The sequence below is a fragment of the Mesorhizobium sp. M2A.F.Ca.ET.039.01.1.1 genome (assembly GCF_003998035.1).
In the GTDB taxonomy this organism is placed as follows: Bacteria; Pseudomonadota; Alphaproteobacteria; order Rhizobiales; family Rhizobiaceae; genus Mesorhizobium.
In genome coordinates, this window is the sequence record NZ_RZRY01000031.1 from 1 (window position 1) to 23,582 (window position 23,582).

Here is a 23,582-nt window from a genome sequence, read left to right on the forward strand (position 1 = left end):
GGCCCAGCCGAGCCGTTACCTGGCCCATGCTCTGACCCATCTCGAACAGCAGCCGAACGCCCTCGGCCTGCATGGGCAGCGCCAGGCGGAACAGCTTGCGCGGGCAGATGCCCTCCGGCCTGCCAAAGATTGCTGGCATCTCAGACATCGACCGACCTTTCCGTTTCAGTGCTCTTCCCGTGAAACATTTCGGCAATCTCCGGCCTCGGCACGGCCGGTGGCGGCAGGTAGAAGGCGCGGAAGGAAAGCCTCAGCCAGTCGCACACGGCGATGACCTTGGGCGCCGAGGCAGTCTGGCCATTGCAGATCCGGGAAGGTCGGGGGCGCTTACCCCGATGTCGGCCGCGCAGGCACGCCAGCCGCGGCCGTCTTCATTGAGTTTCGCCCGCAACAGCTTGCCCAATTCGCGATAGTCATAGGCAGCGAGCCTGACCATGCCTGACCTCCTTTTTGAGAAACAGCGCCGGCTCCTCGCCGATCCAGGCGCAGAGCGCGAGAAACTCGTCGGCGCCCGGATCGCGGCCGCGCGCCGCGCGAAACACTGCGTCGACCTCGACATCGGCTTCCCGCGCCACCCGCGTCGGCGACTTGCCGCGATGGATGCGCCGCGCTTCCAGGAAAAGCGCGAAGAGCGTGAAATCGACTGGCGCATTCCGGCTTTCCCGGCCATTTGCCGGCACTTTGATCGAGGAGGCGCGGCTCATCGCGGCGCCTCCTCGCCGCTGCCGGTCCCGGCTTGGGAGGATGCGGGACCGGCAAGGATATCGGGACCGAACAGGTCGGGCCGCTGTGCATGGCGCGAGATGCCGGTGGCGCGCTCGATGTCGAGCACGCGTTCGGCCGGCACCCGCTTCCACGAGTAGAAGGCCTGGTGGCGGATACCCAGATGCGAGGCGAGCGCGCCCAATCCGCCAACCTTGGCGGCTGCGATTCTGACGATTTCGATCATGGCATCATGGTAGGTATTACCTACCTACTATGTCAACAGGCATTCGCTTGCAAAAAAGTAAGCAATAATTACTATGCTGCGGCATGATCGCGACGACACGCACCGACTCGACGTCCCTCGGCCAGCGCCTGCGCCAGGCGCGGGAGGCTGCCGGCCTGACGCAGAACGACATCGCCGGTCACTTTGGCATCAAGCGTGTCTCGGTCACGCAATGGGAGGCGGACACCACCCGCCCCGATATGGAGCGCCTGCCCGAGCTTGCCGGGCTGCTCAAGACCGATGTCGCCTGGCTTCTCGACGCCTCGGGCGCGGCACCCGTGCCGATCGTTCGCGAGCCGAAGCCAAGAGCCTCGCGCACGCCGATCATCCCCGGCGACGAGCTGGTCGGCGGCCGCGACCTGCCGATCTACGCTGCCGCGATGGGCGGCGAAGGCCATATGATCGTCACCTTCGAGGCGATCGACTGGGTGAAGCGCCCGGCGGTGCTGCAGAATGTTCGCGGCGGCTACGGCATCCTGGTGGGCGGCGAATCCATGATCCCTGCCTATTGGCCCGGCGACACCGCGCTGGTGAACCCGCATCTGCAGCCTGCGCGGGATTCCGACGCCGTGTTTTTCCACACCCCGCCGAAGGAGCGAGGGGACGAGGAAGCGATCATCAAGCGCCTGGTCGGCATGAACGACCGCGAATGGACGCTGGAGCAATATCGGCCGGCGAAGACGTTTACGGAGAGCCGGGTTGATTGGCCGATTTGCCACCGGGTGGTGGGGAAGTATAACGCGCGATAGCGGCGGATCAGGCCGCCTGAGCATCCAAACTGAGCTCCTAATCCGGCCGAGGATCAAGTCCGTGGGCTGCTCCGTCGCTGTTGACTTGGATCCTCCTCGGCTAACGAGCTAATGTAATTCGAAGGCGTTTCGCTCGATCTCTAAAGGCTCGCTCCCCTCCTTCGAGGACGTCAGTGACAAAGCGGCGAGCCTCTTCTTGGTCGAGGCTTCCAGAACGATAGGTAATAGGGGGAAGACCTCGTCCATTTGATGTCCCAACCTCTGCCAGAATGACTTGATCTGCATCGGTGTTCACAACGAGGTTGGCGTTGTGCGTCACCATAATCACTTGCCTCCTAAGCTTGGCTTTTTGAAATAAAGGTACCAACTCCTGGTAAACCGATTGGGGGTCTAGATTCTCCTCGGGCTGATCGATTATCAGCGGGCGAGAGTCCCCGTCGTCGAGGGCGAGATACAGCAGCACCAGAACGATACCTCGGGTGCCCGGCGATAGCTTTTGAATGTCGATGCCATCGTACCGAATGGCGTACTCAATTCCTATGTGCTGCGTGCTGTAAAGCCATTGTGCGAAGCGGCGGGACCATGGGCGATAGGCGGCCGGATCCGCACGCGACGGCCCCCGGTCCAGCAACTCCGTTTCGAATTGCGCTCGGAACTTCGCCATGGCCTGGGCTATGTCTTTTGCGTCGCCAGTCTCCCAGACGGGCTTGAGCTGCCTGGTGGCTTCCTGCTCAAGAGTGCCGCGACCTCTAAATGGCCCCCCTCGAACGTCAAAGAGGTCCTTCTCACCCTTCGCTGCCCAGCCCGCGGCGTCCGCCTTGCGCTCGACCACAAACGTTATTTTGCCAAGGCTGCCGCCTTCGCTCTGAAGACGTTTGGTAATCGGAGCATACAAGTCCCGCAGCACTTTCTCCTCGTTGAGAATTGCTTTGAACACCTGCTCGTAGCCGCCCTCGCGATCCTTGACGAGCTTAGCCGCACGGCCACCAGCTTCCCTGCAGTCAGCAAGTCGTTCCTTTGACTGAGCCAAGGTGGTTTTCTCTTCGCCGATGCGCTTGTTCAGGGCCTGTAGGCGTTTGGCTACTGCCTCATCCTGCAGGAGAATACCTCCCAGACGCTCAATTTCAGCTTCCAGCACTGCCAACGGCAACTTTTCTAACTTTGCGTCGGCGCCGATGAAACTCCCGTCGTGTACCGGACTCTGCGGCTTCTTGCCCTTCCATGCCGCGAGGTTCGTCTCGGCCGTTGCAGTTTGGTCGCGGATTGACTTGTCAACGTCGCCCGAGAAGGTAAGCAGAAAAAGCTGCCATTCGTCCTCCTTGAATCCTGCCGGGCGGTTCCGCTCCTTTAAGTCACGTAGCCCGTCGGGCGCCTGGTTCTTGCGAATGTCCGCAACCTCCACACCAAGTGCGGCAATGGCCGCTAGGCGACTAGAGAAGTGTCTGATGTAGCCGCGCACCGTCTCGGCGGCAGCTGTGAGTTCGTGTAAACGTTCGCCGGTCTTGCTAGCCACCTTTGGGATTAGCGCATCGCGGTCCCTGACCAATCCGGCGATCAGCTTTTCCTTGCCTGAGATTTGTTCATCCAGCCCCGCTACCTGCCGGGATTTCTCTAGCTCAATCCCAATTTGATCCGACACGCTGGCCAAGTTTATTTCTTCTTGTCGCCGCGCTTGCCGATACACGCCGGCGCGGAGATCAAGCAGCTCCCGAAAGTCCGCAGCGCCATCGCGATCGATCGCCGGATGTGCCTCAAAGATCACTCGTTCGATCTCCGAAATTAGGCGCGGCATCCCGCGAATTGAGCATAGATCTTCAACGAACTGCTGCGAGAGGTATCTTGCCCGTTCATAGGAATCAGCATCGCGCTTGAACGGGTCAGCAAGGTCCCGCGTCGTGGTCTCGTGTGCATCCTGCCATGCGACCGTCACTTTGGCGCCGGAAAGGAGTTCCTGTGCCCGACCTAAGAAGGAGTTATCATCGTAGGCGGTGTAGCAGTCGCAGCCGGTTGCTATCACATCTGCAAGAGCAGTTTTCCCGGAGCCTCTGGCTCCAATGATCGCTACCAGCCCCGGATTCAACCTGACGACGGAAGTCTGAGCCCAGGGAGCGTTGCTGATCGTCACGGTATCTATGACCATCGATGGGCTAGCTCCGGACGGCGGCACTTGCCCCACGTATGCCCGCTCAGGATCGATCAGAGCCTGGTGCAGAGTGTCGAATGATGGCTTGCCCTTGAGCCAGCAAAGGCGGTTGAGGTCAGGCTTCCCCACTCGAGCAATTTCGTGTGCATCGCATCCCCACAGGCATGGCTTCAGCGCCCCGTAAAATTCGATTATACTTTCCGATGATTCCTTTCCGCGGCCCAGCCAGAATTCTCGGTCGATCGGGTTGGCGGAAAAAATAACATGGGCCGCGCGCTGAATACCCTCTCGAACGGTCGCGTCGGCCGCTTCTCTTATGCCGGATGAGCCATCGGCTCCCCCAGCCACTGCGACGATCACATTTCGCTGGACCCAGTCCATGTCGCGGTAGACGTCCATTAGTTGATTGAGGTTCGCCTTGAACTGACCAATTCCGTGCGAGAGCGCGATGCTGTCGTCTTTAATGTTTTGGTCAACGGCCCGGCCGAGGCGAATGAGATCTTCCGGTGTGCAAGCGTAGGTGTCTTTGCCGGCCCGCCGAAATTCAATGCGTTGCAAAAAGCGATTTAGCTCGCCGATGTGATTGGGGTCCTCTGGACTGACGAGCAGGTGTAGATTTACGAAGTTACCTCTGACCGTCGCCACGTCCAGCCGCAGTTCGACGTTTGGGAAAATCAGGTCCACACCTTTCAAGCGCCCCGCGGCTTTTTCAGCCATTACACGTTGATAGGTAGTTGTTACTCCGTAGTCAGTAATGCCGAGGGCCTGTATCGCGGGAGTAGCGTTCTCTATCGCCGCAATGTAACCGTCCCAATCGCCCCCGTATCGATCCTCTCTCAGAGTGCCAGGGGCGTGGATATGAGGATCCCATCTGTGCCATTCGGCGCCGCGATCGAAACTCATACATTCTCCTTTGTTGAAAATCGAAACGCTGGAAGCTAGCGCCTAGAGCGACGCCAACCCGCTGCAACGGCTTCGGCTTCCGAGCAGAACCATCTTTCGCCCTTGGCCTCGTTGATGATGGTGACGCTGTAATATCTCTGTCCGGAGACGTGGTATATCCGCTCGCCGTCCGCCGAAATGTTGCCCTTGATGTTGCAGCCGGCATTGCCGCTGCCGAGCGCGAAGGTTGGCGTCGACGGCGCCTGCGCATCATCACTGCGCTGCGCTCGCCAATCCCAGGGCGCCTGGAAGTTGCCAACCCATAGACCGAGCTTTGCCGCCTGCGCCTTAGCCTGTTGCGCTGCATAAGCGCCGTCGCTGTATTTCGGCCAGTCCAGCGCCTGCCCCTGCCCGACCATCCAGGCAGCGACGTCGGTTCCGTCGGCGCGTGTGCAGTTGCCGACAAAGCGCCCGTAGCTGTCCCAGGTCACGAAGGCGCATTGCACCGGCCTGGAGGCGGAGAGGAACTTGCCCAGCGCTTCGGCGGAGCGGCGGCCGCAGGGATATTCGAAGCCCTTTGCGTCGTCGCAATATTGCCGGCTCTCCGGCGCGTCGATGCCGTTGAAGCGCACGCGCTGGCCGTGGATCTCGATCGTGTCGCCGTCGATCACCGAGGCGACGCCGGCGATAGATACCGGCCTCGGCTTGATGATGTTCTGCAGGTTGATTTCCGGCAGCGACCCGCTGTTGTGCATGACGAATTGCGTGACCAGGGCCGAGACCGCGGCGACCGTCACAAGCACAAGACGAAGCGGGACGCTTGCCCATCGCCTGGCGCGTGAACGTCGCGAGCCAGTGCGCCGCCGCCACTGGTCAGAGCGATTGTCGTAACGGGACTTGTCGATGCCGATCACGGCGGGCCGCCCGGGCGGCTCTCGGCCGAGCGGCCGCCGCAACGCGATCCGTCCGCCGCCCTGCTTTCATCGGTCGGACAGTTGCCGGTGTAGCCGCCCCCGCCCGAAGCGGGCGATCTATAGCGTTGGATCACAGCGACGCTGCGCTGCCCATCCCCTTCAATATGCGTGTTGTTGCTGTTCGGATTGAACGGATCGACCGTTTGCAGAAGCGCATTGGCATTGTTTGCGTCGCCGGACGCAAGCGTCATCGTATCGTAATTGTTCAAATAGTCGGCAGCACAGCCCGACAACAGCACCACACTCGCTGCGGCAAAATACGATCCTAAATCCACAGAGGTAACCCCCGACCCCGGCTGGCATAATGCTTCATTCGAATTTTGTTGTCGAATCCGAGTTTGGCCGCTTGCCATCCGTGCGAAGCTAAGCAACGTTGACAGCGGGTTTGGATTTTGGGGGGACTATGAAGCGGTTTGTTTTAACCGTCGCTGCAATCGTTTGCATTGCAGGCTGCGCAACGCCACCGGACAAAATAGCGGGCGTGCCCAATGCTGGCCCCTGCACCCAGGCCGACAAGGAGCGCCTGGCGACTCTGACAAACCAGCAGAACAAGGCTGCGAACGGCGACGCGCTTGGCGTCTTCCTCATCGGCGTGCCGGTCGCGTCGATGTCCGGCGGCGACCACGAGACCGAAATCGCCGTGCTGAAAGGACGCTGCGGCCCGCCGAAGACCTGATATTGCGGCTCGCATCAGCGCAACAGCCGCACCGATAACGACTGACGGTCCTAACTAGCGTCACGGCCCCAAGTCCCTATTGCGAAACTGCGCAAGGCGCATATTGTTTGGTTGATCGGGGTCTGCGGTCCAAGGGCCTGAACCCTGGACGCTGTTATTTGGTCGAGGATGGCCGAACTTCAATAGAGCCGTCCGTGGGACAGAGCCATGCAGCACGGGGCCGTGAGTAATGCGGGCATGGGGCGAGGCCAGCGTGGGCCGGCCGACGGCGATATTGTCCGGGAGCAAGCCGTCCTCTTTCGTCTCACCGACCGACTTTACCGGGCCAACGGCCTTGGCGAGATCTACGATGCAGCGCTGGACGCTATATGCGACGCCCTCGGTTCGTCGCGCGCCTCGATCCTGAGATTTGACAGCCACGGCGTCATGAGCTTCGTCGCCTGGCGCTCTCTCTCCGAAGACTATCGCAGGGCTGTCAACGGCCACACACCGTGGACCTGCAATCAGCACGACGCCGAGCCAATCTTTGTCGAGGATATTCGTCTCAGCGGTGAATCCCGGCGGCTCATCGACACCGTCCTTGGCGAGGGTATCCAAGCGCTGGCCTTCATCCCGCTTGCCAGCTCCCGCGAGCTCATCGGCAAGTTCATGGTCTACTATCCAGCACCCCACCGCTTCGGCGATCGTGAACGCGAACTTGCATTGACCATTGCCCGTCAGCTCGGGTTTGCGATCGAACGGGAGCGGGCGGAAACGACAGCAGCGCGACTGAGTGCACTGGTCGAATCCTCGGATGATGCCATCATCGCGACGGATATGGACGGCATCGTCACGGACTGGAATAGCGGCGCCGAGCGCCTCTACGGCTACGGCCGCGAGGAAATGGTCGGACGTCCGCTCATGTTGCTGATACCGCCCGATCGCCAGAACGAGGAGCGGGAGATTCTGGCCCGCATTGGCCATGGAGAGCATGTCGAGCATTTCGAGACCGTTCGCCTGCGCAAGGATGGCAGCAGCATTCCGATCTCCTTGACCGCTTCGCCGATCGCGGACGCGTCCGGCGCAATTGTCGGTGTTTCCAAGATCGGCCGTGACATCTCCGAGCGCCTGCGCGCGCAGGAGCAGCGGGAGCTGCTGCTTCGCGAGATGGACCACCGCGTGAAGAACCTTTTTGCGATCGCAAGGACCATCGTCAATTTGAGCGCGCCAGCCGCAGAAACGCCGGCCGCGCTCGCCTCCACCGTGTCCGACCGCCTCGGCGCCCTCGCCCGGGCGCATGCGCTGACGATGCTCCCCTCGACTGGCCCGTCTGTTCAGGCCGCGACGAGCCTACATGCATTGGTCGCGGCAATCCTCGAGCCATACCGCCATGGAACCGACGAGCATCCCCGCTTCGCGATCAGTGGCATCGATATGCCGGTGCCTTCAGCGATGATCACGCCGCTTTCTCTCCTGCTACACGAATTCGCCACCAACGCTGCCAAACATGGCAGCCTCTCGGCAGCCGCCGGCTCGATAGAGATCGCCTGCTCGAACACTGACGGCAAGGTGACTGTCCAATGGCGAGAGGTCGGAGGACCACCTCCGATCGCAACCGAAGACGAAGGATTCGGCAGCCGCTTGATCCGCGCCGCGGCGAGGGAGCTTGGCGGAGTCGTGCGAGATTGGGACGCCGCCGGAATTGTGCTCGAGATCACGATCGATAGTGAAAGATTCTCGGCCTGATGTCCTAGCCGCTTGTCGGGGCAGCAGCTCCAGCGGGCGCTCAGCGAAATCGAGTTGGCGTTGGAACAAACGCGACAGCCTCTGTTTGCCCTCAGGCACAATTCAGTGCGTTGGAGGACATGGGCCGGCATTGCCTTAGCGTATTTGCAGCAGCCACTGGAATTGCGCAAACTGTATCGGGAAGTCGCGGGCAAGATACCGAACCACCTTCGGATTTTCCAGGATCCGGCCCAGATAACCGTGAGCCGCGACGAGGCCGAGAGCCCGAACACCATGGGTGGCTACGGCGTTTAGAAACTCATGGCTCACTTCACCAAATTCAGCCTCCATCGATGTGACTTGAGCAGCCTTGATGCCGTGGAACCGCTTCCGCCGCGATGAGGGATCGGCAAGCTGTGATCGCGGCGTTAGTGCGACAAGGGTCTTGGCAAAGTCGGCCCTCACACTACCCAAGGCGAGCATGATCTTTGCCATCTCAACCTGCCTTTCGAAGCTAACCTCGCGCAGGTAAGAAAAGATGATCGAAGGAACAGGGCAGTTTTCGAGCAAGCCGAGAGCGTCGGCGCAAATTCCTTCAATTTGGCATGCTGCAAGCGGGCGCTCCGCCCTTATCAGCGCGAGGTGGGACGGTGGGATCGTTTCCATCAGCATGCTCGGCATTGTCTCGATCCCCTCGCTCTTCAGCAACTCTCGAAATGCTTTAACGGTCATCAATTGGCGCATAGCCTGGGCTGTTCTGTCCCAGTGCTTTCGCAGTTCGTTCGTCGTCGTCACGAAGTGACGCATTCGCATGCGTTCATGGATAAAGTTTCTCAGCAAAACGTACCCGCGCAGAGGGTTCGACGGCTCAGGTGCATGCTTGAGACCGGCGAAATGGCGACCAGTGCCGGCGATACCGCGATGGAGCTGACGCATCGTTGGGGGGAGGATTTGATCAGGCGCACGTCTGGCCATGGCCACCAGGATATCCAGTGTCGCAAACACGAAGGAATCTATCGGGCAGCCATTTTCTGCCTTGAGGACGTGGAAGACATGGTTCGCCTCATGCCCCGGCAAAACGAGGAAGTCGCGTATCGCAGCATCGCCAGGCTGCATCCTGATCAATACCGACAAGTCAGCACCCGCGAATCTCCTTCTTCTGAACGCCCAGCGCGGGTATCCATGCCGTGAGAGGCGACAGCGCGCGATCCAGATCGCAACCGTGAATTCGCCGTTTACTGTGACCAGCTTGCTGTCCGGGTCATATCGAGCCGAACCGCCCGCGTCCTCTATAGCTGCTACTAGCTCTTCGACGACTTCGTGCCTGCGGTCACGAAGATCAACATTTACGCTTATATATTCGTAGTTGCGCGGAGGCTTATATCCGATCCGGCGATATACCTCGGCGAGTGTCCGGAAGCGCCGTTTCAATCGGGAGCTCGAGGGACAACCGCGGGCGGCGTTGATTATCCTCTCCGACAGCGCTCCTTTCCTTTTGAGAAGTTTGGCCAAGGGAACCAGCATCTGATTGTCGGTCATACGGAACAGACGCGCCTTTGCCTCAACCTGGGCACGATCGAACAGCTCGGAGCTGACAATTGGCGCGGATGCATTCTCGACGCGGATCCAGGCGCTGGCGGGATTGCGGATCCGCTGACTTGTCAGCCTGCTGCTAGAGCGGTTCCAGATGACGTTGCCGATGTATTTCTCATGCGTCAGTACCGTCTTCACCGAACGGATCGACCAGGGCCGGCCGTGATCCGTCACCATCCCGCGGGCGTTGAGCGCGTTGGCGATCTCCCTCTTCGTCTTTCCCTCGTTTACAAATTGGTCGAATATCCATCGGACCGTCTCAAGCTCCTCGGGTGGACCGAGCACTCTGACCACTCGGTCCGAGACAAGGCTTTTCCACTCTTTTCGCTTCAGGATGCCTTTGGGTTCACCTGACTGGTCCACCAACAGACGCCGGAAACCATAGCCCGGCGGCCCGCCTACGCGGAATCCCATTTGAACGATCCGGCTCTGGCCGATGAAGCACCTCTGCGAAAGCATGCGACTGTACTCGGCCGCCATCGTCCTCTTGATAGCTTTGAGCACGTCAGAGCCCATGGTTCCGTCATTTGCGAACTGCTCGGCGCAAAATTCGATCCGCACTCCGGCCGACTGGCATCTATATTCGTAGGATGCGCTTTCATCGACGTTTTGAAATCGACCCCAGCGACTGACGTCATAGACCACTACCGTCTCAAAATCTGCGAACCCGTTTTCCACGTCGAACAGCAGCTTCTGTAAGCCCGGGCGCCCTTGAAGACTGAGCCCGCTGCGGCCCGGATCCTCATATGTCGCAACAATGTCGTACCCCATGATGCCCGCGTAACTGCGGATCGCATCCTTTTGGTTCTCAAGTGAGTAGATTTGCTGATCGGTGGACATGCGAAGATATTGAGCCGCACGGCCTCGTCGCCTCGCTGTTGGAGGATCGTGGGCCGCTGCAGACTTGTCCATCGCCTTGCACCGTCGTGCTGGTGCTTTAAACTAGCGGTCGATCACCTAGCGGCAAGGGATCAGAATGCGCCAATACATCGGACTGATCCATAAAGAGGAAGCCAGTGACTACGGGGTGTCTTTCCCCGACCTTCCCGGTGTCGTTACGGCCGGCGCAAGTTTCGACGAGGCGCGCGAGTTAGCCGAACAGGCTCTCGCCTTTCACATTGAAGGCCTGATAGACGATGGCGAGGCCGTCCCAGAACCTAGCTCTCTTGAGCAGATTATGGAGGGCGTCGACAATCGGGAGCTCACAACCATCTTGGTCCCATTGAGGACCCCCTGAAGGGTTACGGCGGCAGTGCCGCCCTTTCCCGTTTGGCAACCATTGCCTTCAACCGCCGAGAAACCCTGATTCAGTTCGTGAGCGGGCTCTGCCGCCGTTCCGCCGCAATGCGACCGCACTCGGGCTTTGTTCGCCCCAGCAGACACCCGGGGCTTCAGAGGAGTTCGAGTGATGTTTATCAAGAAGGCCATTCTGGCGGTGCTGATGACGGTGGCACTTGCCGGCTGCGAGACGCAGACCGAAGGCCAGCAGCGGGCTACCACCGGCGCATTGGTTGGCGGCGCAGGCGGCGCGCTTGTCGGCCAGGCGATCGGCGGCAACACCAAGTCGACGGTGATTGGCGCCGCGAGCGGCGCGCTGCTTGGCGCCGTTGTCGGCTCAGCCACCACCCCGCAGCGCCGCGGCGAGCAGCTCTGCCGCTACCAGGACCGCTACGGCCGCATCTACACCGCCCCGTGCGACGACCGGTATTACAACGGCGATTATTGATCGTGCCGGTTCTTCCTTCTCCCCGTTAGCGGACCTCGTTACGGGGAGAAGGTGCCCTCTCGTTCCCGCAGGCCAGGGAAGACTGGTGGACACATTCCACTAGCGTGCGCCGCAAAAAGTTTCTTGTGCGACGCACAATCAATGCGTAGATGAATTGGGCGACGTTGGCGGGTTCGGGATAACCGGAGAGCGGTTTGAGACCTGAGACAACCCACTTCGACGCCTTGCACGGCTTAAGAGGCATCGCCGCTGTTCTGGTGATGCTTGGTCATTTCCGCGAGCTGACGGCGCAGCATCTTGATCTGGCCCCGTCAGGCTTTCTCGCCGTCGACCTGTTCTTTCTGCTGAGCGGCTTCGTGATCGCCCACGCCTATGACGACAAGTTCCGGAAAGGCATGTCTTTCCGGGAATTCGCGGAGGCCCGCATCGTCAGGCTCTACCCGTTATATTTCGCCGGCATCGGCATTGCCATGGCCGGCGTGGGAGCGACCATCGCGATGCACGGGCTAAGCTCGTATTCGCGGCTGGATTTGCTTGCGAGCCTTGCGTTTTCCCTGCTTTTCCTGCCGACGCCGCCGTCGCTTTCAGTCGGTCCAGATTTGCTTTTTCCGTTGAACGGTCCGGCTTGGTCGCTTTTCTATGAACTTGTCGCCAACGCGGTTTTCGCCGCGCTGGCCCTGAGGCTCGCTCGCCGCTCGCTGGCCGCTATCTTCAGCCTTGCTTTCCTGGTGCTGGCGCTAATGGCCTGGCAGGGCTTCAGCCTGGGCGGCGGCGCTCATTGGGACGGCACGATCGCGGCTCCCGCCCGGATCGCCTTTTCCTTCTTCCTCGGCGTTTATCTGCGGCGATATGCGACCGGGGTCAGCCGGGATGGCAATCTCTACATGCCCATCCTGCTGGCGCTTTGCGCAGGACTGATGATCTTCCGGCCCGCCGGAAACGCGCAATTATACGACCTGGCGATGATAGTGCTGGTCTGGCCCTGGCTTGTTCTCATGGCTTCCCGCTTGCGGCTCTCGGGCTTCTGGCGCGCGATCGCCCTGTTCTCCGGCAACATCTCCTACGCCATCTATGCGCTTCACACGCCGCTGATCAGGATCGTGAACATCCTAGACGAATCCGTCACTGGAACCTTGCGGAACCAGCACGGCCTGCCATTCGTCGTGGGAACATCCATTCTCGTCATCGCGGTCGCTGCATTCGCGCACTACGTTTACGACAAGAATGCGCGGACGCTGCTGCGGCATCTGCTTTCACTGCGGCGCGCACGCGAGGAAGTGACGCAATTCTAAATTAGCCGAGGTCCTGCCGCATCGGCGGCGATCGGACAACGCGCCAGATCAGCGATGTGCAGCCGTTTGCTGATGCTACTCGGCGGGACTTGGCTCAAGCGCTGGCTCCTTACGTGCGAACCGGCGCAACACCACGCGTCCGAGTTGCTGCCCGGGCATCTCGATGAGCCTGTAGGTCAAGAAGGACAGAAGACAAACTACCGGCAGCACGACCGCCAGCACGATGGCGAAGCGCAGCGGCGCGCCGAGGCCGTCGCCATAACGGGTAATCACGAAGGCCGCCACGGGCTGCAGAATGAGAAGGTGGATCAGATAGATGCTGTAGGACAGTTCGCCGAGCACATGAAAGATGCCTCCGCCCAATGCGACGGCGACTTTTCGCGCCGCGGCGCCCGCCGCGCCGGGCAGCATCCGATAGAGGACGAGGGCAAAGAACCCAAGCACCAGCGCTTCGCGTATCAGGAACTTCGAAAGGCCGTGGCCGTCGCCGAAGGGGATCGCCGCGAGCGCCATCGCCAGGGCCAGATGCAGCAGCGGTCGCGGTTGGCTCTGCCCCAGAACGCCCGCCAGAAGCATGCCGCACAGGAAAACCTGTATCTTCAGCGGCAGGAAGGACGGCATCGGGAAATGAACCGACATCAACTTGAGGGCCACCACCGCCAGGGCGCCGAGCGCCGCAACGACTAGCGCGCTCCAGACCCATCCGAAACGCCGCGCCAAAAGCATGAGCGCCGGGAAGACCGCGTAGAACTGCATTTCCAGCCCGAGGCTCCAGTCGGGCAGCGGCGTCCGGTAGGCGAAGTTCGGGGAAAGGCCGAACAGGAATGTCAGGTGGGCGAAAATGTTCTTCAGGCTGCTGTCAAGGTAGCGCTCTGGCGCCTGCGGCACACGGCCCACGAATGCGTCGATGACTGTCCGCGACTCATAAACATACGGGCCGAACGCCAGTGCGAAGAACAGCATGACGTAGAACAGCGGCGCAATGCGGAAATAACGCCGCGTCCAGAATTTCAGCCAGGTTTCAGGCCTTTGCCAGGGCTCCTTGTCCTGGCGCAACTGATAGTGGAACACCATCAGGAAGCCCGAAAGCATGATGAAGAGATCGACGCCCAGCGCCGGGTCGCCAAGCACCGGGAGATGCCAGCCCGTCAGCAGCAGGCAGTGGCCGACCAGCACCCACAATGCTGCGGCGGCGCGAAGGCCATCCAGGCATTCGATGCGCGATGACTCTGTAGGGCTATTGTTCATGCTGCATTGCACCATGGCGAGCGAGCCCCGAATGTCAACCCGCGATAGCCTATCAGCTGTAGTTTGACGCGGTCACTTGCCAATCGGCCGGTCCGGCTGGCGGGGATCTGAGCATCTAGGAATAGGACCCATTGGGGTGTGTGGGCATTTGCGAGGCGTGAATCGAGAAATCGCCAGTTTCGAGCCGCCCCGGCGCAATCGACAAGGATCAAGCTTGAACTATTCAAGGCCCGCTCGGCGCAGGCCCTCGATATACCTGGCACGGTCCTCAGCCCGTATCAGTGGGTGGTATTTTTCGACCCAGTCGATGCTGAGATTCCGCTGTAGACGTTTGCATTCGACGAGTCCTTGGCGTGCGATTTCCAGATCACCGGCCAGTCCTGCGGCTGCTGTGAGCGTGCGCCAGGCGGTTCCAAAGTTTGGTCTCATCAGCACGGCCCGACGTTCAGCTCTTACCGCTTCGGCGTGGCGGCCGGCGACCAGATGGCAAAGACCTTCGACCGAAAGATTGGCTGCTTGGGTTTGGTCCAGGGGACTCAATCGTCGCGCAATTTCGAGCTGGCGGAGGCCATCTTCAGCAAGCCCCGCATAGCCGTACGCTGCTCCCGAGATTATGTGGACGAATACAAAGTTGGGGTTGCGTTGCAGTGCCTCGTTCAGTTCCTCCACCGCCGGCCCAAATCGTCTCGACATCGCGAATACGTAGCCCGCCGCAAAATGGGCCCATGCGTCGTCGGGATCGAGGTCTATCGCACGCTGAGCGAGCGTGAGGGCATGGGAAATGCCTGGCTCAAATTCCAAATTGCCTGAGACTACACGGGTGGCGAAGGTCCACGCGAGCAGGCTGTGGGCGCGAGCGTAGTGGGGATCAAGCTCAATCGCTCGCGTCAGGAGGTTGATGCCAGTGTCCTCATCTTGAATAGCCCATAACCAGATATAAGGCATTGCTCGGACAACGCAGCCCCATGCATCGAGACTCTCCGGCGTCCTACTTTGAAGGCGAAGACGTTCAGCCGCGTAAATCTGCGGCTCGATCGCCGCGACAACGCTGTGAGTGATCTCGTCCTGCACGGCGAAAATATCAGAGGCGGGGCGGTCGTAGCGCTCTGCCCAGATGTGGTTGCCGCTGGCGGCATCGACGAGCTGCCCAGTTACCCGTACCCGCTCGCCAGCCTTGCGAACGCTGCCTTCCAGTATGTAGCGAACACCAAGCTCTCGCGCGACCTGACGGATATCCGGCGCCTTGCCTTTGTACGCGAAGGTCGAATTGCGAGCGATAACGAAGAAGCCCCGCAGCTTGGACAAGGCGGTAATGATGTCCTCAGCGACGCCGTCGCCAAAGTATTCCTGTTCGGGGTCACCGCTCATGTTCTGGAACGGCAGGACAGCAATCGACGGCTTGTCGGGCAGCGCCAGTTTTCCACCGGAGAGGTCGGGCACTGTCGGCTCTTTTTCGGCGCCACTGTTTAAGGTCACGCGATAGGCTCGCACCGGCCGTGCAATGTTTTTGAGTTCCTGGTCGCCGATATCCTCGAAATTAACTTTGAGCTTGTCGCGTACCTGTTCATATGCCGCACCCGATAGGCAAATACCATTAGGTTGGGCAATACCTTGCAGACGGGCAGCAATGTTGACACCGTCGCCCATCAGGTCGCCGTCGCTCTCCTCGACTACATCGCCAACATGTATTCCTATGCGAAACGCGATACGTCGATCAGGCGGCACCCCGGCGTTGCGTTCGAGCATGGCGTTCTGCACCTCGATGGCGCATCGGACAGCATCGACCACGCTGCGGAACTCGACAAGGGCTCCGTCACCGGTACGTTTCACCACGCGTCCGATGTGTACCGCGATGGTAGGATCAACCAGGTCGCTGCGGAGTGCCCGGAGGCGCGCGAGAGTCCGATCTTCGTCCAAACCAGCCAGTCGGCTGTATCCGACGACATCGGCGGCCAGGATCGCCGCAAGCTTGCGGGTCTCGCTCATCTGCCCCTCCTTCACTCTCTGACATAGCACGGACTCAGGAGGGCTGCTTCATTTAGATCGGCTCGACCTGCAGCCGCTTCGGGGGACCGCAGTGCGACATTGCTGGCGATGATGATAGGAGGGCTGGGCGACGACGAGATGGAGGCGCAGTTTGTTTCGAACCCTTAGGATGCCATCGACACTTCCGTCTCAAGCAGCGGAACAATCCCGTTAGCATAAAGAATAACGGCGTCGTCGAACTCCCCACTTGAAGGGTCACCCTTCCGGCTGAACGCCACCACCCCGGCCGAGCAGCCCGCCAGTTTCTCAGCGAGTCGCAACGCATGCTCGGCATCTTGCACCTCCACCGCCTTTCCGGCGGTGACGGCTCCCCTCGGCGTGAAGTTGAAACTCTGGACAACAAAATACGTCAGCAACACTGCCTCCTTTGCCGCGGCAGTGTGACTCAGGGTTGAGAACAAAACAAGTACAAACCTGCTCTTGGCCGCCCGTCATTCCACAGGGGCGTAGCAGCAACGCTAACCTACTCCGCTTGACAAAGTAGGTAGGTGTTACCTACCATAAGCGCATCGGAGTAGGTAGATGAAATCAGTCCTTGATGCGCAGCAATCCTGGAACGTTGGAACCGCTAGGGCCGTAGAGGATGAGCGCCCCTGCACACGCCATGTCTTCCCCCTTTCCGGCCCACGCGCTGACGGTCTCGTCGACCTTGTTTCGAATAACGGCCGCGACGGTGGGATCGCCGAGGTCGACTTTGTAGGCGGTGATCATCACGGCGACTTCGCCTTCGCTGATCTCCAGCTTCGAACAGATCTTTGTCCCGGCAATCGCCTGCCCGAGATGAGACATCACTGCCATCTGCTTGTCGCTGTACGCGAGTGCTTGTCCCGAGACGGCGCACCAAAACAGCGCCGCAACCCAAACGAGATTCCTCATCTAGTCCCCCTGCCATCTGCCTCGCGTTCGGCAAGCTATCACAGGGCTGGAGCGCTCGCGAACAGGCTTCCACACGTTGCCTTCTTGGCCGCTCTCCTGTTCTGCGCCGCTGTCACGCTCGGCGCCTTCTAACGCACCCAAGGAGAATCGACATTGCAGCAAATCAGCAGACACCCGTCGCACAGCCGGCCGAGCTTCCCGGAAGCTTTTTTTGAAACCCATCCGCGCTGCCTCGAAATGGCCGAGGCCATGCGCGACCTATTCGCCGTCTGCGGCGGGGTGAAGATAGAAGACCTAGTCCGCGCCGGCTTCACGAGCGCCGAGATCGTGGAATTCCGCGACGATGCCGCGACGCTCGCGGCGCTGGCGAGCACAAAGCAGCTGACCGTCCGCCCCGATCTGCTCGAGGACATGATCGATAAGGCCAGGCATGCCGCGCCTAACCGTCTGCCGCTTCCGGCAGACGCCGAACCGACGCGCGGACTTGTCCAGGCGTGGGGCGAATATTGTGCCGCCAGGGGCGCCCTCCTGCTCGACCCTTGGTCCGGTCAGCGGGAACGCTGCATGGCGGTGCTGTCGAGCTATCTGGAGTCCTTGCCGATCTTCCCCGCTATCCGGACCAGCGTCCTGAAAGCGGTGGAGTCCGCCATGCCGCAGGTGACGCAATGATGCCGGAGCAAGCAAGCCGAGTCCGCACGGCGACGGTGATCCCGACCTTCAAGCCGGACGGATCCGCTTTCGACCTGGTCGATCCCAAACCATCCGACATCAGCTTCGCCGACATGGCCAACACGCTGTCCAAGCTCGCGCGGTTCAACGGGCTCTACCGTTGTCCCGCCTATTCGGTGGCCCAGCATTCGGTGATGGGTGCCGATGCACTTTACCGGGAGACCGGCGATGGCGTCGCCGCGGGCTATTTCCTCCTGCATGACGGGCACGAATACGCGCTGGGCGACATCACCAGGCCGACAGTGGACCTCATCCAGCATCATATTGCCCGGCTGGCCACCGAGGCCGGACTGGAAGCCGCAGACTTCGTCGAACGTCTGGCGCACAGGGCGCTGGCCTCGGTCAAGCGCAGCATCGACGTCGCGATCTACCAGGCGGCCGGGCTGCCCGACATCAACGCCGTGTCTCAATACGCTCGCCAAATCCGCGAAATGGACGATCGCATGCTGGTCGCGGAGGCCACTGCCCTGTTCGGCGCCAGCTCCCGCAGCGCCTGCCTGCCGCGCGTGGCGCTGCCTCAGCCAAAGCTGGTCGGCGCGATTGTGCCCTGGGGCGCGATGAAGGCGGAGCTCGCTTTCGTCGAGCGCCTCCAGCGCTATCTCGGCATTGCCGTGCGAGCTGGTTGAACGGGGACAGCGCGCAGTGCCATTGCCGTCCAAAAGAATGCTCTCACCCGCCGAGGCTGCCGAATATTGCGGCGGCAAATCGGTCGAATGGTTGAAGATGCATGTCCAAGTGGCGCCGACCAGGATCGGCGCCCTGGTGCGGTATGACGTGCGCGCGCTTGACAGGTGGCTGGACAGCCGGAACCAATCGGAGCCGGCCACGGGAGACGAATGGCTGGGGTTGCTCGATGAGGATTAAGATCACAGGGCTCAAACGCTACAAGGACCGGCTCGGCATCGAGCGCGTCTATCACCGCAAGAGCGGGACGCCGATCGACCCGAAACTGACCGGCCAGGCCTTAGCCGCCGAGGTCGATCGTCTGGACAAGCTGCATGCCCCAAAGATGGCGCAGTCCGGAACGCTCGGGGCGCTGCTCGAAAGCTACAAGAAATCCCCCAAATTTACCGATCTCGCTCCGCGCACGCAGTCCGACTATCAAAAGTACATGGACCATCTGAAGCCAATCGCGGGGACACCCCTGGCTTTGATCGACACCGCATTCATGGCGAAGCTGCGCGACAAGACCGTCAAGAAGCGCCGCGGCGCGTTCACCAACCACATGATGGCCATGCTCTCTTCGGCCTTCAAACACGGCAAGGAGTATGGGCTGGTCACGTCCAATCCTTGCCTCGAGCTCGAAAAGGCAAGGATCGCAAAGGATCGGCGCAAAGAGAACCGCCCGTGGACGAAGACGGAACGGGTGAACGTGCTGGCTGCCGCCCCGCTCCATTACAAGGTCCCAATCGCGCTTGCGCGCTTCCTGGCGATGCGACGCGGCGATATCCTGCGGCTGCCGCGAATGGCCTATCGCGACGGCTATATCTCTTTCCGGGCCTCGAAGAACGGCAAGATCATGAAGCTGCCGGCGTTAGGCGAGTTGCGCAAGATCCTGGACGAGGCGCTGGAGGCATGGCCGGTTTCAGAGATCGACGTCACGATGCTATGCCTCAATTCGCACAGGAAGCCTTGGACCGAGATGGGCTTCTCCGCTTCGATCGGAAAATTCTTCGACGATTGCGTGGCGCGCGGCCTCGCCGGCAAGGGCCTGACGATGCATGGCCTTCGGCACTCGGTGGCGACCGACCTGCGCGAACAAGGCTACCGGCTCGAGGACATCAAGAATTTCCTCGGCCAGGAGACGATCGAGATGGCCGAGCATTATTCTTCGAGCGCGGACGTATCAGGGGTCTTGATCGACATGGCGAATGTGATACAAGCCGGCTCGAAACGAGAACGGGTTTTGTCTAACTCCCGCAAGAAAAGTGTCTAACCGCTTTTCTCTCGTTCGGCCAAAGTCTTGAAATCAAAGGCTTTTTGGGGAATAGGTTAACGGTAGACCCACGGACTCTGACTCCGTTAGTCCTGGTTCGAATCCAGGTTCCCCAGCCAAAGTTTTCTCCGCGCATTCCCACATTTGAACCGTAAATTCATCGCAACGGGTATCGATGTCGGCTGAGCTCCGGTTGATTTTCCGGTTATATTAGCAATCAACTATATATTAATAGCTACGGCGCAGCCTGCTCGAATCGGGAATGTCCCCGATCGACGATCCGGCACTCAGTGTGCCGAGACGCTCGACCGATGCGGAGCAAACGCATGAGTGTCGAAACAGCATTGGCGCAACTGTTGCGCATGATCCACCGCCGTGCCCTGAATTTGGCGACGATGCCGGACGATGAGAGAGATCCCTACTACGACAGCATCCGACGATCATGTTGCGGAGCCGCCGAGCATATCGGGCAATCTCCCGACAATGCAGCCATCACGGCAAACAGTATGGTTGAATTTACCCGGGCGATGGTCGGTATCATCGAGGCGGGCCGCGGGTAAACCGCAGACGTCGACACGCTCGTGACGAGCTTGGAAGGCGCCGAGAAGCGTGGTTACGGCGTATTGCCCGAAGCTCGCAAGGTGATGATTGCCACCCGGGCACTTCGACGATCAAAGCTTCCTGGCGACGGTTATCTCGGATCGTCCCAGATGTTCGGCGACAGATGCCTGGTTATCGGCATCACAGGGAAACCAACATCCATACGCGCGCCGGGCAGCAGCCCGTTCAGCATCCCCGCCGTCCTGTGGCCGTCCTGGGCGTATTTCAAGGCCATACCCATGCGATTCAACGTCTTCAATATCGACATAGACCTATCCCTGTTTCGCCAAGGCTATGGCGGAGACAATCCTCGTCGCCTTCATGATGGCGGTCTAAATGATCGATCAATGTTTCCGTCGCATTGCACGGAAACGCCCGGCGCGTAACATTTGCATGCAAACGAGTTTATCGTTGCCTGCAGAGTGCCGGCCGGCTTGGGCCGCTGCAGGGATGGACAGTTTCCATTTCGATACGAAATACGCGCTCAAGCGCCATTAAACCGAAACGCAATCGCAGGAAAACCGTCATCGACCGGCTCGTCCGGAGTTTAAACAAAGGAAAATCGAGATGACCAAGATCCTTCGCAATGCAGTTTTCGCAGTTGTTGCTGTTACCGGCCTGGCAACTTCGGCCTATGCCCAGCAGACGACCATCAATTCGTGCAGCAATCATGACGATTACTATGGCATGTGCCTTGGCGCCGCCAACAACGGCGGCCACCACGACAGCCGCGGCGACCGCCGCTAATCGGCAAGTCGCGCTCGAAAAAGGCCTCGCGGGCATCTCGCCGGCGAGGCCTTTTGCGTTTCGAGGTGGGTGGCGGCTGCCGGTCGCCCTGGACACTCTTCCGGTTGTGAACCCGGGCTCCCTACTCCGCCGCCTCATACCCCGCGATGCCCTTGATCTCGAGGAAATCCTCCAGGCCGTATTCGGCATATTCGCGGCCGTTGCCGGACTGCTTGTAGCCGCCAAAGGGCAGGCCGGCGTCCCAGGTCGGGTAGTTGATGTAGACGTTGCCGGAGCGCATGCGGGCAGCCACGTCGCGCGCCTTCTCGATGTCCTTGGCCTGGATGTAGGAGGCCAGGCCATAGACCGTATCGTTGGCCTGCTCGACCGCCTGCTCGACCGTGTCGTAAGGCATGATCGACAGCACTGGGCCGAAGATCTCCTCCCTGGCGATGCGCATGTCATGAGTGACGTTGGCGAAGACGGTCGGGCGGACGTAGTAGCCGCGGTTGAGCTCGGCCGGGCGGCCGGGGCCGCCGGCGACCAGCGTGGCGCCCTCGTCGATGCCGCTCTGGATCAGGTCCTGGATCTTGTCGAACTGGATCTGGCTGACCACCGGGCCGAGCTTCGAGGTGGGCGCGTCGGCCGGGCCGACGGTGAATTTCTCCGCCGCCTTCTTGGCGTAACCGGCCGCCTCATCGTGACGGTCGCGCGGCACGAACATGCGGGTCGGCGCGTTGCAGGACTGGCCGCTGTTGCCAAAGCAGCCGGCGACGCCCTTGGTGACGGCTCGCTCCAGATCGACGTCCGGGAACAGGATGTTGGCCGACTTGCCGCCCAGTTCCTGGTGCACGCGCTTGACGGTATCGGCCGCCGCCTTGGCGACGAGGATGCCCGCGCGGGTCGAACCAGTGAAGGACATCATGTCGACATCCGGGTGGCCGGCCAGCGCCTGGCCGACGGTCGGGCCATCGCCGTTGACGAGATTGAACACACCCTTTGGCACGCCGGCCTCGTCGATGATCTCGGCGAAGATGATGGCGTCGAGCGGCGCGACCTCCGACGGCTTCAGCACCATGGTGCAGCCGGCGGCAAGCGCGGGGCCCACCTTGCAGGTGATCTGGTTCAGCGGCCAGTTCCACGGCGTGATCAGGCCGACGACGCCGATCGGCTCCTTGACGATGAGCGACGAACCTTTGACGTGGCGGAACTGGAAGGTCTTCAGCACCTCGGCCATCTTTTCCAGATGCGCCTGGCCGACGCCGACCTGGCTGTCCAGCGCCATCTGGCGCGGCGCGCCCATCTCGCGCGAAACGGCGAGCGCGAGGTCCTTGCTGCGCTTCTTGTAGATTTCGATGACGCGGTTGAGGATGTCGAGCCGCTCCTCGACCGAGGTGAAGCCGAAGCTGCCGAAGGCGCGCTTGGCGGCGGCCACCGCCTTGTCGACATCGGCCTTGGAGCCCAGCGATATCTGCGCGAAAGCGTCCTCGTTCGAGGGATCGATGACATCGAGCGTGTTCGGCACGACCGGATCGACCCAGGCGCCGTCGATATAGAATTGCAGATTGTGGGACATGTTTTCCTCCTCGGCCAGCCGCGGGTGCTCGATTGCAGTGGGTCGTCGTATACCGCCAGAGATAACGATGCCGCAAGCGCCCTGTCAAACGCAAGCGCGGGCGGTTGAGCCAGCCGTCCGTCGAGCCTGACGTGCCGGCTGACGCCCACCGGGACCGATTACAGCAGCGTATGTCCAGCGTCACCCAGCAGCCGGGCCGCCGCGGCTTGATCGGCGGCCTTCACCAGCAGGTGGTCGCCATCGAAGGTGGACACCACGAAGATGCCCAGCCCGTTCTCCGACAGCGGCCGAATGACAGACAGCACGATGCCGGTTTCACCGAAGGCAAAGGGGCCTTCGAATTTGAAGGCGACCCAGTCGCTGTCGTGCCTGACCGAAGCCGGTACGCGCTCCTGCAGGCAGGTTATCGAAAGCTCATCCTCGGTTCTGGTGATGCTGACGAAACCCGGCCCGTCCGCCCAATCGGGAATGCCATGTCCAGCTTCCAGCCTCGAAATCGCGTATAGGCCTGGCAGTTGCTTCAGCCTGATCCTGGCAGCCATGGCCCCGCTCCGATTGCCGGTCATCCCCGATCCTCTTGCTCATATAAACGGTCGAGCCGTTCATGAACGGCTCTTCCCGGTCGACCGAATAGCCCTGCCTCTTATAGAGCGACACATTCGCCTCGAACGCGCCGTTGGTCAGCAGGCGAAGCTGATGGCGCCCGGCCTTGCGCGCCTTGCCCTCTGCCCGCTCCAGTAGCAGCCGGCCGATCCCTTTGCCCTGCGCCTCCGGCGCGACGCAGAGATTCTCGATCCAGAGATGATCGTCGGCGAGGACGGATCCAAGCATCCCGACAATGCGATCCTGCGCAACGGCGAGGTCGAATGGATGCTCGGCGACAGCCTTGTCGTAATCGGCGCGCATCGGCAGCGGCTCGCGGCCGATTACCGGCACCCATTTGGCATAGGCGGCGCGCACGATGTCGCGGATGGCGGCGGCGTCCGCCGCTTCGGCCGTCCGAAATCGGATGGGAAAATCGATGGTCATTGCGAGGCTCCAGATATGAAAACCCCGCCGGCTGAAGTCGCGGGCGGGGCAGGAAACGAACGAACCTTATCTATCGTATCGGGCTTATC

At 60.8% G+C, this 23,582-nt stretch carries 26 protein-coding genes, 1 tRNA gene and 1 pseudogene; 15 read left to right on the forward strand and 13 right to left on the reverse strand.

Annotation, left to right across the window (positions count from 1 at the left end):
• Positions 1-413 precede the first annotated feature (413 nt).
• Positions 414-704, reverse strand: a complete 291-nt coding sequence (locus EOA24_RS04980) for a hypothetical protein (RefSeq protein WP_041005524.1) — start codon at positions 702-704, stop codon at positions 414-416.
• The gene (locus tag EOA24_RS04985; RefSeq protein ID WP_126083020.1) at positions 701-949 is read right to left on the reverse strand and encodes a Cro/CI family transcriptional regulator; all 249 of its coding nucleotides are present in this window, start codon (positions 947-949) and stop codon (positions 701-703) included. The genes EOA24_RS04980 and EOA24_RS04985 overlap by 4 nt, the downstream gene beginning before the upstream one ends.
• Before the next feature lie 83 nt (positions 950-1,032).
• Between EOA24_RS04985 and EOA24_RS04990 the strand changes: the two genes are divergently transcribed.
• Positions 1,033-1,737, forward strand: coding sequence for a helix-turn-helix domain-containing protein (locus tag EOA24_RS04990; protein WP_127409652.1), 705 nt, complete (start codon positions 1,033-1,035; stop codon positions 1,735-1,737).
• Positions 1,738-1,837: 100 nt separating this feature from the next.
• Here the strand turns inward: EOA24_RS04990 and EOA24_RS04995 are convergent, their stop codons facing one another.
• From EOA24_RS04995 to EOA24_RS42845, 3 genes are read right to left on the reverse strand one after another with little or no spacing between them, the layout of a single operon-like run.
• The gene (locus tag EOA24_RS04995; protein ID WP_126083022.1) at positions 1,838-4,783 is read right to left on the reverse strand and encodes a TrlF family AAA-like ATPase; all 2,946 of its coding nucleotides are present in this window, start codon (positions 4,781-4,783) and stop codon (positions 1,838-1,840) included.
• Positions 4,784-4,818: 35 nt separating this feature from the next.
• Positions 4,819-5,676 (reverse strand): thermonuclease family protein, encoded by an 858-nt coding sequence (locus EOA24_RS05000; protein ID WP_245467083.1) that lies wholly within the window; start codon positions 5,674-5,676, stop codon positions 4,819-4,821.
• Complete coding sequence (locus tag EOA24_RS42845) at positions 5,673-5,975, reverse strand: hypothetical protein (RefSeq protein WP_245501759.1); 303 nt, start codon at positions 5,973-5,975, stop codon at positions 5,673-5,675. The genes EOA24_RS05000 and EOA24_RS42845 overlap by 4 nt, the downstream gene beginning before the upstream one ends.
• Positions 5,976-6,217: 242 nt before the next feature.
• Here EOA24_RS42845 and EOA24_RS05010 point away from each other — a divergent pair, with 242 nt between their 5' ends.
• Both EOA24_RS05010 and EOA24_RS05015 read left to right on the forward strand, forming a co-directional pair.
• Positions 6,218-6,412, forward strand: a complete 195-nt coding sequence (locus EOA24_RS05010; protein ID WP_095818283.1) for a hypothetical protein — start codon at positions 6,218-6,220, stop codon at positions 6,410-6,412.
• Positions 6,413-6,619: 207 nt separating this feature from the next.
• Positions 6,620-8,137, forward strand: coding sequence for a PAS domain S-box protein (locus tag EOA24_RS05015; RefSeq protein ID WP_126083024.1), 1,518 nt, complete (start codon positions 6,620-6,622; stop codon positions 8,135-8,137).
• A gap of 135 nt (positions 8,138-8,272) precedes the next feature.
• Here the strand turns inward: EOA24_RS05015 and EOA24_RS05020 are convergent, their stop codons facing one another.
• Positions 8,273-10,621, reverse strand: coding sequence for a plasmid partitioning protein RepB C-terminal domain-containing protein (locus EOA24_RS05020; protein WP_126083025.1), 2,349 nt, complete (start codon positions 10,619-10,621; stop codon positions 8,273-8,275).
• A 64-nt stretch (positions 10,622-10,685) separates the two neighbouring features.
• On the opposite strand from EOA24_RS05020, the pseudogene EOA24_RS05025 reads away from it, so the two are divergent.
• From EOA24_RS05025 to EOA24_RS05035, 3 genes and pseudogenes are all read left to right on the forward strand, one after another.
• Positions 10,686-10,940: pseudogene (locus tag EOA24_RS05025) on the forward strand (type II toxin-antitoxin system HicB family antitoxin); the annotation flags it as partial.
• Positions 10,941-11,117: 177 nt separating this feature from the next.
• Complete coding sequence (locus tag EOA24_RS05030) at positions 11,118-11,435, forward strand: YMGG-like glycine zipper-containing protein (protein WP_126083027.1); 318 nt, start codon at positions 11,118-11,120, stop codon at positions 11,433-11,435.
• Positions 11,436-11,629: 194 nt separating this feature from the next.
• A complete protein-coding gene (locus EOA24_RS05035) occupies positions 11,630-12,727 on the forward strand; it encodes an acyltransferase (RefSeq protein WP_126083028.1) in 1,098 nt (365 codons plus the stop codon).
• A 75-nt stretch (positions 12,728-12,802) separates the two neighbouring features.
• Here the strand turns inward: EOA24_RS05035 and EOA24_RS05040 are convergent, their stop codons facing one another.
• The 4 genes from EOA24_RS05040 to EOA24_RS05055 all read right to left on the reverse strand — a co-directional run bounded on the left by EOA24_RS05040 (position 12,803) and on the right by EOA24_RS05055 (position 16,897).
• Positions 12,803-13,975 (reverse strand): acyltransferase, encoded by a 1,173-nt coding sequence (locus EOA24_RS05040; protein WP_126083029.1) that lies wholly within the window; start codon positions 13,973-13,975, stop codon positions 12,803-12,805.
• Positions 13,976-14,194: 219 nt separating this feature from the next.
• Positions 14,195-15,961 (reverse strand): adenylate/guanylate cyclase domain-containing protein, encoded by a 1,767-nt coding sequence (locus EOA24_RS05045; RefSeq protein WP_126083030.1) that lies wholly within the window; start codon positions 15,959-15,961, stop codon positions 14,195-14,197.
• Between the two features lie 164 nt (positions 15,962-16,125).
• Entirely contained in the window at positions 16,126-16,377 is a 252-nt protein-coding gene (locus tag EOA24_RS05050) for a hypothetical protein (protein ID WP_245467086.1), read from the reverse strand.
• Positions 16,378-16,549: 172 nt separating this feature from the next.
• Positions 16,550-16,897, reverse strand: coding sequence for a hypothetical protein (locus EOA24_RS05055; RefSeq protein ID WP_126083032.1), 348 nt, complete (start codon positions 16,895-16,897; stop codon positions 16,550-16,552).
• Between the two features lie 153 nt (positions 16,898-17,050).
• Here EOA24_RS05055 and EOA24_RS05060 point away from each other — a divergent pair, with 153 nt between their 5' ends.
• The 8 genes from EOA24_RS05060 to EOA24_RS05090 all read left to right on the forward strand — a co-directional run bounded on the left by EOA24_RS05060 (position 17,051) and on the right by EOA24_RS05090 (position 20,909).
• On the forward strand, positions 17,051-17,566 hold the full coding sequence (locus EOA24_RS05060; protein ID WP_126083033.1) for a hypothetical protein: 516 nt from the start codon (positions 17,051-17,053) through the stop codon (positions 17,564-17,566).
• Positions 17,563-18,252 (forward strand): hypothetical protein, encoded by a 690-nt coding sequence (locus EOA24_RS05065; RefSeq protein ID WP_126083034.1) that lies wholly within the window; start codon positions 17,563-17,565, stop codon positions 18,250-18,252. Before EOA24_RS05060 ends, EOA24_RS05065 begins: the two co-directional genes overlap by 4 nt.
• Before the next feature lie 37 nt (positions 18,253-18,289).
• Positions 18,290-18,490, forward strand: a complete 201-nt coding sequence (locus tag EOA24_RS41430; RefSeq protein WP_127257236.1) for a hypothetical protein — start codon at positions 18,290-18,292, stop codon at positions 18,488-18,490.
• Positions 18,480-19,562: a tyrosine-type recombinase/integrase gene (locus EOA24_RS05070; protein WP_189343152.1), complete on the forward strand. Its 1,083-nt coding sequence runs from the start codon at positions 18,480-18,482 to the stop codon at positions 19,560-19,562. Before EOA24_RS41430 ends, EOA24_RS05070 begins: the two co-directional genes overlap by 11 nt.
• A 45-nt stretch (positions 19,563-19,607) precedes the next feature.
• A tRNA-Gln gene (locus tag EOA24_RS05075) sits at positions 19,608-19,681 on the forward strand.
• Between the two features lie 207 nt (positions 19,682-19,888).
• Positions 19,889-20,122 carry a hypothetical protein gene (locus tag EOA24_RS05080; protein ID WP_126061207.1) on the forward strand — a complete coding sequence of 78 codons (234 nt, stop codon included), beginning with the start codon at positions 19,889-19,891 and terminating at the stop codon, positions 20,120-20,122.
• A 30-nt stretch (positions 20,123-20,152) separates the two neighbouring features.
• The gene (locus tag EOA24_RS05085; RefSeq protein WP_126083056.1) at positions 20,153-20,548 is read left to right on the forward strand and encodes a hypothetical protein; all 396 of its coding nucleotides are present in this window, start codon (positions 20,153-20,155) and stop codon (positions 20,546-20,548) included.
• A gap of 181 nt (positions 20,549-20,729) precedes the next feature.
• Positions 20,730-20,909, forward strand: coding sequence for a hypothetical protein (locus tag EOA24_RS05090; RefSeq protein WP_126083057.1), 180 nt, complete (start codon positions 20,730-20,732; stop codon positions 20,907-20,909).
• Between the two features lie 121 nt (positions 20,910-21,030).
• Here the strand turns inward: EOA24_RS05090 and EOA24_RS05095 are convergent, their stop codons facing one another.
• The 3 genes from EOA24_RS05095 to EOA24_RS05105 all read right to left on the reverse strand — a co-directional run bounded on the left by EOA24_RS05095 (position 21,031) and on the right by EOA24_RS05105 (position 23,370).
• Positions 21,031-22,464: an aldehyde dehydrogenase family protein gene (locus EOA24_RS05095; protein WP_127256642.1), complete on the reverse strand. Its 1,434-nt coding sequence runs from the start codon at positions 22,462-22,464 to the stop codon at positions 21,031-21,033.
• A gap of 158 nt (positions 22,465-22,622) precedes the next feature.
• Positions 22,623-22,994, reverse strand: a complete 372-nt coding sequence (locus tag EOA24_RS05100; RefSeq protein ID WP_245467392.1) for an ACT domain-containing protein — start codon at positions 22,992-22,994, stop codon at positions 22,623-22,625.
• Positions 22,879-23,370 (reverse strand): GNAT family N-acetyltransferase, encoded by a 492-nt coding sequence (locus EOA24_RS05105; protein ID WP_348525986.1) that lies wholly within the window; start codon positions 23,368-23,370, stop codon positions 22,879-22,881. The genes EOA24_RS05100 and EOA24_RS05105 overlap by 116 nt, the downstream gene beginning before the upstream one ends.
• Here EOA24_RS05105 and EOA24_RS42850 point away from each other — a divergent pair.
• Positions 23,266-23,582 (forward strand): hypothetical protein (locus tag EOA24_RS42850; protein ID WP_245501760.1); only part of this gene is annotated, 317 nt, incomplete at its 3' end. The two genes, EOA24_RS05105 and EOA24_RS42850, sit on opposite strands and share 105 nt — an antisense overlap.

Excerpts from the sequence above, each read along its gene's own strand:
- EOA24_RS05055 (WP_126083032.1), bottom strand. The coding sequence starts at position 16,897 with ATGAGGAATCTCGTTTGGGTTGCGGCGCTGTTTTGGTGCGCCGTCTCG.
- EOA24_RS05090 (WP_126083057.1), top strand. The coding sequence starts at position 20,730 with ATGACCAAGATCCTTCGCAATGCAGTTTTCGCAGTTGTTGCTGTTACC.
- EOA24_RS05015 (WP_126083024.1), top strand. The coding sequence starts at position 6,620 with ATGCAGCACGGGGCCGTGAGTAATGCGGGCATGGGGCGAGGCCAGCGT.
- EOA24_RS04995 (WP_126083022.1), bottom strand. The coding sequence starts at position 4,783 with ATGAGTTTCGATCGCGGCGCCGAATGGCACAGATGGGATCCTCATATC.
- EOA24_RS05030 (WP_126083027.1), top strand. The coding sequence starts at position 11,118 with ATGTTTATCAAGAAGGCCATTCTGGCGGTGCTGATGACGGTGGCACTT.
- EOA24_RS05095 (WP_127256642.1), bottom strand. The coding sequence starts at position 22,464 with ATGTCCCACAATCTGCAATTCTATATCGACGGCGCCTGGGTCGATCCG.
- EOA24_RS41430 (WP_127257236.1), top strand. The coding sequence starts at position 18,290 with ATGCTCTCACCCGCCGAGGCTGCCGAATATTGCGGCGGCAAATCGGTC.
- EOA24_RS05020 (WP_126083025.1), bottom strand. The coding sequence starts at position 10,621 with ATGGACAAGTCTGCAGCGGCCCACGATCCTCCAACAGCGAGGCGACGA.
- EOA24_RS05045 (WP_126083030.1), bottom strand. The coding sequence starts at position 15,961 with ATGAGCGAGACCCGCAAGCTTGCGGCGATCCTGGCCGCCGATGTCGTC.
- EOA24_RS04990 (WP_127409652.1), top strand. The coding sequence starts at position 1,033 with ATGATCGCGACGACACGCACCGACTCGACGTCCCTCGGCCAGCGCCTG.
- EOA24_RS04985 (WP_126083020.1), bottom strand. The coding sequence starts at position 949 with ATGATCGAAATCGTCAGAATCGCAGCCGCCAAGGTTGGCGGATTGGGC.
- EOA24_RS05040 (WP_126083029.1), bottom strand. The coding sequence starts at position 13,975 with ATGAACAATAGCCCTACAGAGTCATCGCGCATCGAATGCCTGGATGGC.
- EOA24_RS05105 (WP_348525986.1), bottom strand. The coding sequence starts at position 23,370 with ATGCGCGCCGATTACGACAAGGCTGTCGCCGAGCATCCATTCGACCTC.
- EOA24_RS05065 (WP_126083034.1), top strand. The coding sequence starts at position 17,563 with ATGATGCCGGAGCAAGCAAGCCGAGTCCGCACGGCGACGGTGATCCCG.
- EOA24_RS04980 (WP_041005524.1), bottom strand. The coding sequence starts at position 704 with ATGAGCCGCGCCTCCTCGATCAAAGTGCCGGCAAATGGCCGGGAAAGC.
- EOA24_RS05080 (WP_126061207.1), top strand. The coding sequence starts at position 19,889 with ATGAGTGTCGAAACAGCATTGGCGCAACTGTTGCGCATGATCCACCGC.
- EOA24_RS05070 (WP_189343152.1), top strand. The coding sequence starts at position 18,480 with ATGAGGATTAAGATCACAGGGCTCAAACGCTACAAGGACCGGCTCGGC.